A 13177-nucleotide genomic window follows, 5' to 3' on the forward strand; every position below is an offset into this window, starting at 1 on the left:
AGGCAAGCGAACCCTGCTTTTTTTGCAGGGTCTCAGCAGGTGACTCTGCAAAAAATGCATGCTATGGTCCGCGTGAGGTCAGATCACAATCATCCATCAATAAATCGTGAGTCATCATGTACGCTAATACACAAGTTCTTTCGTTTGAGGCGCTGTCGCAGCGCTATGGTGAGCGGTATAAATGGATGGTGCTGCTGATTATCGGCGTTGGCACGATTGCAGGCGTCCTGTGTACGTCGAGCTTCAATGTGGCTGTGCCTGCGTTGACGCATACCTTCCACCTGGGGCAAGACCATGTGCAGTGGGCGATGACGGCATTTCTGGCGGCCATGACCATAGGCATGCTACCAGCAGCCTGGTGGCTGGAACGTTTCGGGTTGCGTCGCGTATTCATCACTACGTTGTGGCTACTGATTGCCGCCAGCGTCGGTGGTTTTTATGCGCATTCATTTGTACAGGTCGTGATTGCGCGCTTGTTGCAAGGCCTGGCCGCTGGTGTGTTACAGCCACTGGGGGTCATGGCGCTGATGCGCTTGTTTCCGCCTAATATCCAGGGGCGCGCCTCTGGCATCCTGATTGTGGGGATTGCGTTTACGCCAGCAGTTGCACCGTCTATCAGTGGCTGGTTACTCGACCAGTTTGGCTGGCATGCCATTTTTCTGCTTGGCGTACCGTTTGCGCTCATTGCATTATTATGCGCCTGGCGCTGGCTACCCGCGCCGCGCAAGAATCCCATCAAACCATTTGACTGGCCGGGTCTGGGCTGGCTGTCGGCCGCCACCATCGGCCTGGTGGAATTTGTCTCCAGTTTGCACCATAGCGGGCTGGCGTCGGCCTGGACCTGGGGGCAGGCGACACTGACTGTGGTGTCCATGATCTGTTACCTGCGCCATGCACATCAGTTGCCACACGCCATTATCCAGCTGCATTTATTTAACCGGCCCACCTTCAGCCGCGGCACGCTCGTGGCATTTGCTTATGGTTTTGGCTTGTATGCGTCGACTTACCTGATTCCGGTGTTTTTACAAAATGCGATGGCTTATTCGGCGACGGATGCAGGATTGTTATTGCTGCCTTCCGGCTTGGCGCTGGTGTTGACGATTCCATTTGCCGGGCGCATGGCTGACCGCTTTTCACCCAGACGCATCACGCTGGCAGGGCTGATGGTATTTGGTGCGTCATTCCTGGTGTTTGCGCTGGTGGCCAGGCAGGTGCAGTATTGGGATATTGTGGCCGCAACGGTGGTTGGCCGCATCGGCCTGGGCCTGATTTTACCTGCGCTCAACCTGGCGACTTTACATGAAATGGAGCCGCACCAGTTGGGACAGTCTTCGGTGGTTGTCAGTTATGCCAGGCAGTTGGGTGGCGTGGTCGGTGTGACCATGATGGCGGTATTTATGGAGTGGCGCGAACGCGTGTTAGGCATGGTGACGCCAGGTATTTTTGAGGCCTATGCACAAGGCTTTTTACTGTTATCGGTGGTGTTTGCGCTGGCGATGATTGCTGCGCTGGGGATGAAGGACGCGAAGCGCGAATAGTAATCGACGATCTGCTGGCTGTTATCAGGGGGATAACAGCCAGGTGAAGAATTTTACTTCTCTACAAAAGCCTTCTCAATCACGTAGTCGCCAAGCTCACCAATACGTGGTGAAACTTTGAAGCCGCGTTTGTCCAGCATTGCTGCGGTATCCACCAACATGGCTGGGCTACCGCAAATCATGGCGCGATCCGTTTCCGGGTTCAGTGGCGGCAAGCCAATGTCTTCAAACAGTTTGCCACTTTCCACCAGGTCAGTCAGGCGGCCCTGGTTTCTGAACGGCTCACGCGTCACGGTGGGGTAGTAAATCAGTTTGTTGCGCACTTCTTCACCAAAGAATTCATTATTCGGTAAATCTTTAGTGATGAACTCTTCGTAGGCCAATTCGTTGACGTAACGTACGCCGTGAATCAGGATGACTTTTTCAAAACGGTCATACACTTCGATGTCCTGGATCAGGCTCATGAAGGGTGCCAGGCCGGTACCAGTCGAGAAGAAGTACAGGTTTTTACCTGGTTTCAAGTCATGCGTGACCAAGGTGCCGGTCGGCTTGCGGCTGACCAGTAATGGGTCGCCCACTTTCAAGTGTTGCAGGCGTGAGGTCAGCGGGCCGTTAGGCACTTTAATGCTGAAAAACTCCAGATGCTCTTCATAGTTTGGGCTGGCGATACTGTAAGCGCGGGTCAAAGGCAGACCGTCAACTTCCATACCAATCATCACAAACTGGCCATTTTCAAAACGCAGACCTGGGTCGCGAGTGGCCTTAAAGCTGAATAAGGTGTCGTTCCAGTGATGAACGCTCAAAATCGTTTCGGTGGAATATTTTTTATTACTCATGTCTTTTCTTTTACTCGCGACTAGGCAAAGGGATTGAATTTAAAAGGGTTTATTCTAAGGATTCTATTATAGCGCAGCTGTCAGTTGTGGTACGACTTCAAACAAGTCAGCCACCAGGCCGTAATCTGCGATCTTGAAGATTTGTGCTTCCGGATCCTGGTTAATGGCAACCACCACTTTGCTGTCTTTCATGCCATAAGCATGCTGGATGGCACCGGAAATGCCGACGGCGATATACAGCTCAGGCGCCACCACGACACCGGTTTGGCCGACTTGCAGGTCATTCGGTGCATAACCGGCATCCACCGCGGCACGGCTGGCGCCAATGGCGGCATGCAGTTTGTCTGCTAATGGTGCAATGACTTGTGCAAATGCATCAGCACTGCCCAATGCACGGCCGCCGGAAACCACGACTTTGGCGGCTGTCAGTGCGGGGCGCTCTGATTTATTAAAGGCTTCTGATACCCAACGGCTGCCTTGTGGGGCTGCTGGCGTATTAATAGATTTGACTTCGGCAGTCGCACCAGCCGCTGCCGCGGCAAATTTGCTGCCGCGCACGGTTAGCACTTGAATGGCATCGCTGCTTTGCACGGTCGCCAGCACGTTGCCTGCGTAAATGCCACGCACATAGGTATTGGTATTGACGATTTCCAGTACGTCGGACAGCATGTTGACATCCAGCAGCGCAGCCACACGTGGCAACACGTTCTTGCTGAATGCGCTGTGCGCAGCCAGCACCACGGTGTAGTTGGCGGCCAGTGGCACAATAATGTCAGTCAGGTGTTCTGCGGTAGGGTGTTGCAAGGCTGCGTCGCTGGCGACCAATACGCTGCTCACGCCTTGCAAGGCAGCGGCTTGTGCAGCCAATCCATCTGGCTGTGCGGCGGCAATCAGCACGTCAACCGGTTGTTGCCATTGTTGGGCAGCCGTCACGGCACGCGCGACCTGCTCATTCAAATGCTGGCCGTCATGTTCGGCAATAATCAGTGTTCTCATGCAATGATCCCCTCATGCGTACGCAATTTGCTCAATAATTCATTCACGTCCTTCACCATGATGCCGGCAGGGCGTTCAGGTGGTGCGGCCACTTTCAGTTGTTGCACGCTGTTGGTGAGTGCAAGAGTGAGGGAATCCAGTGCAATGGTTTCAATCGGTTTTTTTCTGGCCATCATCAGGTTAGGCAGTTTGACGTAGCGTGGGTCGTTCAAACGTAAGTCTGCTGTAATCAAGGCTGGCAGGGTTACGCTCAATGTTTGCGTACCGCCATCAATCTCCCTGACTACCGTTGCCTGATTATCGGCAATGGTGATTTGTGACGCGTAAGTGGCTTGTGGCAGTTTCAATAAGGCTGCCAGCATTTGGCCGGTTTGGCCTGCATCATCATCAATCGCTTGCTTGCCCAGCAGGATCAGCGACGGCTGCTCGCGTTCGACTACCGCTTTCAATACTTTGGCGACTGCCAGTGGTTGCAGGCTGTCTGTGGTTTCAACCAGCGTGGCGCGGTCAGCGCCCATGGCCAATGCATGGCGCAGGATATCCTGATTGACTGCGGCACCGATGGTGACGGCAACGATTTCAGTCACAATGCCTTTTTCCTTGAGGCGGATCGCCTCTTCAATCGCGTTCTCATCAAACGGATTGACGCCCATTTTGACGCCATCAATATCCACATTTGAGCCATCCGCTTTGACGCGGACTTGAATGTTATAATCAACGACCCGTTTGATCGCTACCAGTGCTTTCATAAAACGTTTGCCTTTGTTGGGGTTTTACTCGTAACCGAGCATTTTAAGCCAGCTTGTAATATTTATTAAATTGATTATTATAATAATATATATCTATTTTTTAGATTGATTTTGACGCGGCGCAAATGTCGTGCAATCCTTTATCCTTCAATGAAGTACACACTCAGACAGCTGGAAATTTTTGTTGCGATCAGTCGCGCTGGCAGTGTGTCGCGCGCCTGTGATCAGCTTGCCTTGTCGCAATCTGCCGCCAGCACTGCCCTGATCGAGCTGGAAAAACAATTTGATATCCAGTTGTTTGACCGTGTCGGCAAGTCTTTGCGTATCAATGAGGCCGGTCAGCAACTGATGCCCAAAGCGGTCGAGTTGTTGGACAGGGCGCGCGAAATTGAGCGTATGTTGCAGGGACAGCAAGGCTATGGCCATCTCAAAATCGGCGCAACGCTGACCGTGGGAAATTACCTGGTCACCTTACTGGTAGCTAAATTTTTGCAGCAATATCCGCAAAGCCACATCCAGTTGCAGGTCCAAAACACACGTACTATCGTCGAGCAGATTGCAAATCATACACTGGATTTGGGTATGATAGAGGGCGAGTGTAATCACCCGGATATTGCCGTTGCACCCTGGATTGCCGACGAATTGGTGATTTTTGCAGCGCCCACGCATCCACTGGCGCAGGTTGCGCAAACAGGAAAAACCATCCACAAGTCAGATTTATTGTTGCAACCGTGGATCGTGCGTGAAAGAGGTTCGGGCACACGCGAGACGTTTGACCGTGCCTTCAAGCAGGATTATTCACGGCTCAATATTACGCTGGAGCTGGAGCACACCGAAGCGATCAAGCGCGCGGTGGAGTCCGGGCTCGGCATTGGCTGTATTTCAAGGCTGGCACTTAAGGACGCGTTCAGGCGCGGTAGCCTGGTGCCGATTGAAAACCACAGTTTGCAGTTTCACCGCAATTTTTATTTTTTATGGCACAGGCAAAAATATCAGACCGGTGGCATCCGTCAGTTTTTGGCATTTTGCCAGGCGTTCACCCAAGGGGCGACGCGTAGCGACCTGATCGATATCCCGGCCATTGCCTGACAGAAGGAGCAGAGATGGAAAGAGATGTCATGGAATACGATGTGCTGATTGTCGGGGCAGGCCCGGCCGGCTTGTCCGCAGCCATTCGACTCAAACAATTGGCACAGGCGCAGGGCCAGGAGCTCGGCGTGTGTGTGCTGGAAAAAGGCGCCGAAGTCGGTAGCCATATTTTCTCGGGCGCTGTGCTGGATCCGAAAGCCTTGCAGGAGCTGTTTCCAGACTGGCAGGCCTTAGGTGCGCCGTTGAATACGCCCGTGAATAAAGACACCTTTGTCGTGCTGGGTGAAGAAAAAGCCTGGGACATGCCTGAGTGGGCCTTGCCGCCGCTCATGGGTAATCATGGTAATTACATTATCAGCCTGGGCGAAGTCTGCCGCTGGCTGGCTGGGCAGGCAGAATCGCTGGGTGTGGAAATTTATACCGGTTTTTCTGCGCAATCGCCCAGCTATGACGAGCATGGCCGCATGATAGGCGTGATTACTGGCGATATGGGCCTGGACAAACAAGGCGAGCCAACGGCGAATTACACGCCAGGTATCGAAATTCTCGCCAAATATACGCTGGTGGCTGAAGGTACACGTGGTTCATTGACCAAGCAGCTGGAAGCGCGTTACGGCTTGCGTGCCGCCTCCAGCCCGGCCAAATATGGCATCGGCTTCAAGGAAGTCTGGCGCGTGAAGCCCGAGTTGCACCAGAAAGGCCTGATTGAGCACACCTTGGGCTGGCCGCTGGATGCCAACACCGGTGGCGGTGGTTTTATTTATCACCATGGTGAAAACCTGGTCTCCGTCGGTTACGTGGTGCATCTGGATTACCGCAATCCTTATTTGTCACCGTTTGATGTGTTCCAGACCTATAAAACACATCCAAAACTCAAGGCCTTGTTACAAGATGGCAAGCGTTTGAGCTACGGCGCACGGGCTATTTCTGAAGGCGGTGTGCAGTCGTTACCAGAAATGGCCTTCCCGGGAGGTGCTTTGCTGGGCTGCAGTGCTGGCCTGGTTAATGTGCCCAAAATCAAGGGCACGCATTACGCCATGAAATCCGGCATGCTGGCGGCGGAAGCTGTGTTTGAAGCTGTTGCTCAGGGCAGCCCGGAAGTATTGACCAGTTATGTGCAAAAGCTGCGTGCGTCCTGGGTCTGGCAAGAGTTGTATGCGGTGCGCAATGTGAAACCGTATTTGTCCCGTTGGGGCACTTGGGCAGGCACCGTGTTGGGTGGTGCTGAGATGTGGCTGGCGAGCTGGAATATCAGTTTGCCGTGGACACTCAAACACAATTACGCAGACCACGCCACGCTGGCTGAGGCGTCACAAAGCCGCCAGCCAGTTTATGCTAAACCCGATGGCGTGCTGACGTTTGATAAACTCAGTTCGGTCAGTTTGTGCAATATTGCGCATGATGATCATCAACCCTGCCATTTGAAACTGGGCGTGGCCGATATGCCGGTACGTGTGAACTTGCCGCGTTACGCTGGGCCAGAGCAGCGCTATTGCCCGGCTGGGGTATATGAATTTGTTGAGCAGGCCGGTGAAAAAGCCTTGCAGATCAATGCGCAGAACTGCATTCATTGTAAAACCTGCGATATTAAAGACCCAACACAAAATATTAATTGGGTGCCACCGGAGGGCGGTAGCGGACCGAATTACGTTTCGCAGTGATTGGAAAAGGCGTTGCTCCGGCGAATATGCTGAGGGGTAACGCCTTTTTTATTTTTTGCGTGTGAATACAGGTACTCTTTGGCTTTAATGTTGGCGCAGTGATGTAAGGTTTCTTTCGCCTCTAGGCGAGTCACTTTCTGGTGCTTGTCCCCCAGAAAGTAACCAAAGAAGAAGACACCCAGCCATCACGGCCTGCGGCTTCCTTGCGTTGCTCAACAAAACAAGCGGTCACGAAACTCGCCCTAGCAGCTTGCACACTACGCAAGCTGCCGCGGAGCTCAAACAGTCGCTCCCTTCTTCCTTGTTTTGTCTCCGCTACTCAGCGTGATGGGATGGGATTTATCTCTCCAAACTCACATTGTCGAAATCTGAACGGTTCAAAAACCAGATTCTTTTATTTAAATCACCAGCCGTTGCGCTCAGTTGGTGTTCGGGGTCCCCATCTGCCGCGCCGAGCAACGCAGGGTTGGCGGGAGTCTTCGGCCATCGGCTGTCCGAGCTCCGCAACAAGCCACGTCTTGTGTGGCTTGTCAGGGCGAGTTTCGATGGACGCCCGACAATCCGAGTAGCACAGGAGTCAAGCGGAAGCTGGGGTGTCTTGTTCTTTGCCTTCTTTCTTATGGACAAGCATAAGAAAGAAGGGTCGCCGAAAAGGCGAAATAGATAGTTCATCAAACAACCTTCCCTTTGAGCAAACAAAGAAAAGTCACAATCACCTATAGACGAAAGAAGACCGTTCAGCGCTTCTGCGTCAGCGCAATAAAAGCAGCAATCCAGCCAATCGCAATGGTGGTGAGCAGCATCAGTCCGCCCACATTAAACAGGTGAAACACTAACTGAAAATTGCTTTGGTAATTGTTCGCCAGCAGTTGCACCGGTTGTCTCAGGTTCCACACAATCATGAACAATAGCGCGATGGCAATCAGGCCGCCGCCCAGTCCATAAGCGCCACCCATATATAAAAACGGACGACGGATAAAACTATGCGTAGCGCCAATCAAGCGGCTAACTTCGATTTCGGCTTCGTGCGTGAGCACTTGCATGCGCACGGTGTTGCTGATGACGGTGATCATGGCAATGCCGAGCAGGCTGGCAAAAATGATAGCGATGCGTTTGCCCAGCACCAGCATGGAGTGCAGGCGCTCAATCCACACGCTGTCAATCACCAGTTCCTCGATCTCTCCGCGTTTCTGCAGTAAGTCCTGCACCGGTTTGACCGACGTGGGCTGCGTGTCGGTTAATGTGATAAACAGGGCGTCTGGCAACGGGTTTTGTGGCAAGTCCACCAGCAGGTCTTTTTGCAAAAACTGCGCACCCAGCTGCTTGATGGCATCTTCTTTGGGCACATAACGTACTTCTTTGACTTGCGGCAATGCTTCTACGTCATTAATCAGGCGCTGGATCAGGTTGGCGTTGACCGAGGGTTTGAGGAAGGCGCTGATTTGCGCATCCTGTTTAATCGAGCGTGACATATCTTGCAGGTTATCCAGGCCGACAAATAGCAGGCCGGGCAGGGTGGCGGTAATGCCGATCACCATGCAGATGGTGAGCGTGTTCAGCCAGTGACTTTTTAAACGCTGCAGGACCAGGTCTATGGCCAGCGCGTGTTGATTGAGCCAGTTTTTCATGCGCTTATTCTCGTTAATGGGGCACTCATAACATTGCCGTTTGCGCAGGCATGGCGCTGATGGTTTGCTGGTCGATATGCAAGGTGCGATAGGCAATGGAGCTGACCTGGCTCACGTCATGCATGGCAATCACCACGGTCACGCCGACATCGTTAAAGGCTTTGAGTAATTGCATGATTTCCAGTGAGGCGGCTTGATCCAGTCCGCCTGTAGGTTCGTCGGCAATGACAATCGAAGGGCGGCTGACGACGGCGCGCGCAATGGCCAGCCGTTGTTGCTCACCGCCGGAAAGTGTAATCGGCATGGCTTTTTCCTTATTCAGCAAGCCGACTTTATCCAGCGCAGCACGCACGCGGCGCGCGGCTTCTTCACCGGTAATGCCCTGTATGCTCAGCGGCAGGGCGACATTGTCAAAACTGTTGCGGTCATACAGCAATTTGTGGTCCTGGAACACCAGGCCAAAACGACGGCGCAGGTAAGGCACGGCATTCGGATGTAACTGGCTGATGTCCTGCTGGTTAATCAGAATATGGCCGCTGGAAGGTAATTCTATGCCCGCCATGAGTTTGAGTAAGGTACTTTTGCCGGCACCTGAGTGGCCGGTGACCAGCACAAAATCGCCTTTGTCTATGCTAAAGCTGACCTGGCGGAACAAGTGTGCGCTATTGGGATAGCGCATGCTGACATTATTAAAAACAATCATAGTTTAAACACTGTCATGGCTAGTCATCAATCAAGGCATCAATAAAGTCATTGGCGCTAAATGGGCGTAAGTCATCAATACTTTCACCCACGCCAATAAAACGTACCGGGATCTTGCTGGCAGATTGCTGGCTGAGGTGGGCAATGGCGGCAATCACGCCGCCTTTGGCGGTGCCGTCCAGTTTAGTCAAGGCCAGGCCAGTGACGCCCAGCGCCTCGTTGAACGCTTTGAGCTGGTTGACGGCGTTCTGGCCGGTGTTGGCATCCAGCACCAGCAAAATTTCGTGCGGTGCGCCAGGCAATGCCTTGTCGATGACGCGTTGCACTTTCTTGATTTCGTCCATCAGGTGTAATTGCGTCGGCAGGCGGCCGGCCGTGTCAGCAATCACCACGTCGATTTTTTTAGCGATCGCTGAATTAACCGCATCGTAAATCACAGCAGCCGGGTCACCACTTTCAGACGCAACCACATGCACATCGTTGCGCTCGCCCCACACTTGCAATTGCTCACGCGCCGCGGCACGGAAGGTATCGCCTGCCGCAATCAGCACGCTATGGCCTTGCGCTTGCAGGTATTTGGCCAGTTTGCCGATGGTGGTGGTTTTACCAGCGCCGTTAACGCCGACCATCATCATCACATATGGCTGGTGGCCACGCACTTCCAGAGGCGACTCCAGCGGTGATAATAGATCAAGTAAGGTGTCTTTAAGCGCCTGTTTTAACGCAATGGTGTCTTGCAAGTCCTGTTTTTTGACCCGGTTGCGCAGTTGTTCCAGCAAGTGCTGGGTGGCGCTGACACCGACGTCAGAAGTGAGCAGGATGGTTTCCAGCTCCTCGTAAATCTCTTCATCAATCTTGCCGCCGCCAAACAGGGCACTCAGTTGCCCGCCCAACTGCTGGCGTGTTTTAGCCAGGCCGTTTTTTAAGCGCTGCGTCCAGCTCAGGCTAGTGGCTTCTGTTTCAGGGGGCGTGACGGGCTCGGTTTTTTTAGCAAATGGATTGAACATGGCGGCTGAAAACTCGGTAATATCGTCATTTTAAGCTGAATCGGCGTTTCCTGCCACGATTAGGCGCAGGCGATGGTTGTTCAGGCAGTGATTGTTTAAGCAGCGCTAGAACTAACCCAGGCGCTGGCTGGTCACAAACAAGACTTTTTGAATCCTTTTTATTCTCCTTCCATTTTGAATCTGGACAACATGAAAACCCCACTCAAATTAGCGCGGCATTTAGCGCGTCCCTGTTTGCTGGCTGTGCTGATCAGCAGTTATGCGTTACCGGGCCATGCCGAGATTGTGCAAACCACCCTCAAAAACGGCTTGAAGGTCATTGTGCAGGAAGATCACAGGGCGCCGGTGGTGGTGTCGCAAGTGTGGTATCGCGCAGGTTCGCTGGATGAGGTGAATGGCAAAACCGGCGTGGCGCATGTGCTGGAGCATATGATGTTCAAGGGCACCAAAAAAGTCCCTGCCGGGCAGTTTTCACGCCAGGTAGCTGCGGCAGGCGGCAAGGAAAATGCATTTACCAGCAAAGACTACACCTGTTATTTCCAGCAACTGGAAAAGTCCCGACTGCCATTATCGTTTCAGCTCGAAGCTGACCGCATGGCCAATTTGCAAATTACTGACGCAGAGTTTGCCAAAGAGATTGAAGTGGTTAAAGAGGAGCGACGCTGGCGCACTGAAGATAAGCCGCAGTCACGCGTGAACGAACAGTTTGAAGCCTCTGTGTATAGAGCGCATCCTTATGGGCGCCCGGTGGTTGGCTTTATGAATGACCTTGAGAACATGACCGCCGCAGATGCGCGTGAGTGGTACCGCACCTGGTATGCACCAAATAATGCGACGATCGTCGTGGTGGGTGATGTGAAGGCGCAAGAGGTGTTTGCGCTGGCTGAAAAAAACTTTGGCAAACTGCTTGCAAAAACCTTGCCCGCGCGCAAACCACAAGTGGAGCCTGTGCAATTGGGCGAGCGTCGCGCCATAGTCAAAGCCCCGGCCAAACTGCCGTATTTTGTGATGGGCTTTCATGCGCCAGCGCTCAAAAATGGCGAGGCGTATAGCGAGCAAGACTGGGAGCCTTATGCGCTGGAAGTGTTGTCCAGCATTTTGAGTGGCAACGGTGCCTCGCGCCTCAACCAGAAGCTGGTGCGCGAGCAGGCCATTGCCCTGGAAATTGATACCGCCTATGACAGTACCAATCGTGGCCAGACGTCGACATTTGAAGTTGCGGCTTCACCGAGTGATGGCATCTCGCAGGAAGCCTTGATCAAGGCCATTTGGGCGCAAATTGATGAGCTTAAGAATAATGGTGTGACGGCCGCTGAATTGCATCGCGTGAAGGCCGCAGTGATTGCGGCGGATGTCTATAAACGTGATTCTGTGTTCTATCAGTCCATGCAAATCGGGCAACTGGAAACCATGCGCTATCCGCTGTCATTGTTGCAGAGCAATGCCGCCAGGGTGCAGGCGGTGACCTCGGAACAAGTGCAGGCGGTGGCTAAAAAGTATTTATTGCCGGATCAACTAACCCTGGTCAGCCTGGATCCGCAACCGATGACCACCGATCAGAAACCAGCTGGTCGTCCGCATCAGCACTAATTTGATTTTATTTTTTACTGGTTTTATTTAATGCGCCTGCATCACAGGCGAATCAAGGAACAGCATGAACGTAATTGGTTTTTTGAAAGTGGCCCTATTGGCGCTGGTGTTGCAAGGGTATGCCGCCAATGTCCTGGCCGCCCTGAACATTCAGCATTGGACAACCGCGGAAGGCAGTGAAGTTTACTTTGTTGAAAATCACTCACTGCCAATGATGGATGTCAGCATTAATTTTCGTGCTGGCAGTGCCTATGATAAGCCTGAAACTGGCGGTACGGCGGCGGTAACGCACCATTTGATGGCGTTGGTTGCGGGCGGGCTTGAGGAGGAGGCACTCACCAACCGTTTTGCCGATATTGGCGCCGTGCTGGGTGGCAGTTTTGATGCTGACCGTGCCAGCTTCAAGTTGCGCACATTGACCAGCGAACAGCAGGCGGCGCTGGATGCGTTTGCGCTGGTATTGCATCAGCCGGATTTTCCGCCAGCAGTGCTTGCGCGCGAGCAGGCGCGTATCGTCGCGGCCTTGCAGGAGGCCGAAACCGAGCCTGATAGCATCGCACAAAAAGCGTTTATGCAATCCGTGTATGGCATGCATCCTTACAGCCTGGATCAAAACGGTGAAATTTCCACTGTGCAGTCGCTGACGGTGGCGCAGTTACGCCAGTTTTACCAAACCTATTACACGGCCAAGTCGGCGGTGATTGCCATGATGGGAGATTTGACCACCGAGCAAGCCAGGCAGATTGCCGCACGGCTGAGTGCTGGTTTGCCGCAAAGTGCTGCGGTAGCGCCGGTGCCGCCAGTGACAGCGCCTGTCTCGGCTAGCGTGAAAAAATTGCCGCATCCGGCGGTGCAGGCGCATATTCTGCTGGGGCAGCCTGGGAATAAACGGGGTGACGCGGACTTTTTCCCTTTGTATGTGGGTAACTATATTCTGGGTGGCGGCGGTTTTGTTTCGCGCCTGACTGAAGAAGTGCGTGAGAAGCGCGGCCTGGCCTACAGTGTGTATAGTTATTTTATGCCGATGAGCCAGTTAGGCCCGTTCCAGATCGGCCTGCAAACCAAGAAGGAACAGGCTGATGAAGCACTCAAGCTGGTGAAAGAGACGGTGCAGCAGTTTGTGGATAAAGGCGTGACAGAAAAAGAACTGGCTGCGGCCAAGGATAACCTGATCGGCGGCTTTCCGCTGCGCATAGACAGCAACAGCAAGATTCTGGAGTACCTGAATATGATTGGTTTTTACCAGCTGCCATTGGACTACCTGGATAATTTTAATGATCATGTGGCCAAGGTGACGGTACAGCAAGTGAATGATGCATTTAAGCGACGTGTTCATCCGGAAAGTTTTGCCACCGTGATTGTCGGGGCCGAATAGTGAAAA

At 53.1% G+C, this 13177-nt stretch carries 11 protein-coding genes; 5 read left to right on the plus strand and 6 right to left on the minus strand.

Going from position 1 to position 13177, the window contains the following annotated elements; genetic code table 11:
* Positions 1-116: 116 nt before the first annotated feature.
* The gene (locus OH31_RS03385) at positions 117-1538 is read left to right on the plus strand and encodes a DHA2 family efflux MFS transporter permease subunit (protein WP_024929630.1); all 1422 of its coding nucleotides are present in this window, start codon (positions 117-119) and stop codon (positions 1536-1538) included.
* 53 nt (positions 1539-1591) lie between these two features.
* Here OH31_RS03385 and OH31_RS03390 read toward each other — a convergent pair whose 3' ends face one another.
* From OH31_RS03390 to OH31_RS03400, 3 genes are all read right to left on the minus strand, one after another.
* Positions 1592-2374, minus strand: a complete 783-nt coding sequence (locus OH31_RS03390) for a ferredoxin--NADP reductase (protein ID WP_019881630.1) — start codon at positions 2372-2374, stop codon at positions 1592-1594.
* A 66-nt stretch (positions 2375-2440) separates the two neighbouring features.
* The gene (locus OH31_RS03395; protein ID WP_024929631.1) at positions 2441-3370 is read right to left on the minus strand and encodes an electron transfer flavoprotein subunit alpha/FixB family protein; all 930 of its coding nucleotides are present in this window, start codon (positions 3368-3370) and stop codon (positions 2441-2443) included.
* Positions 3367-4119 carry an electron transfer flavoprotein subunit beta/FixA family protein gene (locus tag OH31_RS03400; protein WP_024929632.1) on the minus strand — a complete coding sequence of 251 codons (753 nt, stop codon included), beginning with the start codon at positions 4117-4119 and terminating at the stop codon, positions 3367-3369. Before OH31_RS03400 ends, OH31_RS03395 begins: the two co-directional genes overlap by 4 nt.
* 150 nt (positions 4120-4269) lie before the next feature.
* On the opposite strand from OH31_RS03400, the gene OH31_RS03405 reads away from it, so the two are divergent.
* Entirely contained in the window at positions 4270-5208 is a 939-nt protein-coding gene (locus tag OH31_RS03405; RefSeq protein ID WP_024929633.1) for a LysR family transcriptional regulator, read from the plus strand.
* Positions 5209-5222: 14 nt separating this feature from the next.
* On the plus strand, positions 5223-6869 hold the full coding sequence (locus OH31_RS03410) for an electron transfer flavoprotein-ubiquinone oxidoreductase (protein ID WP_024929634.1): 1647 nt from the start codon (positions 5223-5225) through the stop codon (positions 6867-6869).
* 737 nt (positions 6870-7606) lie between these two features.
* Here the strand turns inward: OH31_RS03410 and ftsX are convergent.
* The 3 genes from ftsX to ftsY are packed head-to-tail and all read right to left on the minus strand — an operon-like array spanning position 7607 to position 10206.
* Complete coding sequence (gene ftsX / locus OH31_RS03415; protein WP_024929635.1) at positions 7607-8497, minus strand: permease-like cell division protein FtsX; 891 nt, start codon at positions 8495-8497, stop codon at positions 7607-7609.
* A gap of 25 nt (positions 8498-8522) precedes the next feature.
* Positions 8523-9200 (minus strand): cell division ATP-binding protein FtsE, encoded by a 678-nt coding sequence (gene ftsE, locus OH31_RS03420; protein WP_024929636.1) that lies wholly within the window; start codon positions 9198-9200, stop codon positions 8523-8525.
* 19 nt (positions 9201-9219) lie between these two features.
* A complete protein-coding gene (gene ftsY / locus OH31_RS03425) occupies positions 9220-10206 on the minus strand; it encodes a signal recognition particle-docking protein FtsY (protein ID WP_024929637.1) in 987 nt (328 codons plus the stop codon).
* 189 nt (positions 10207-10395) lie between these two features.
* On the opposite strand from ftsY, the gene OH31_RS03430 reads away from it, so the two are divergent.
* On the plus strand, positions 10396-11796 hold the full coding sequence (locus tag OH31_RS03430; RefSeq protein WP_024929638.1) for a pitrilysin family protein: 1401 nt from the start codon (positions 10396-10398) through the stop codon (positions 11794-11796).
* Positions 11797-11860: 64 nt separating this feature from the next.
* A complete protein-coding gene (locus OH31_RS03435) occupies positions 11861-13171 on the plus strand; it encodes a pitrilysin family protein (protein WP_024929639.1) in 1311 nt (436 codons plus the stop codon).
* Positions 13172-13177: the final 6 nt, after the last annotated feature.

The organism is Methylophilus sp. OH31 (assembly GCF_000576615.1).
Classification (GTDB): Bacteria; Pseudomonadota; Gammaproteobacteria; order Burkholderiales; family Methylophilaceae; genus Methylophilus.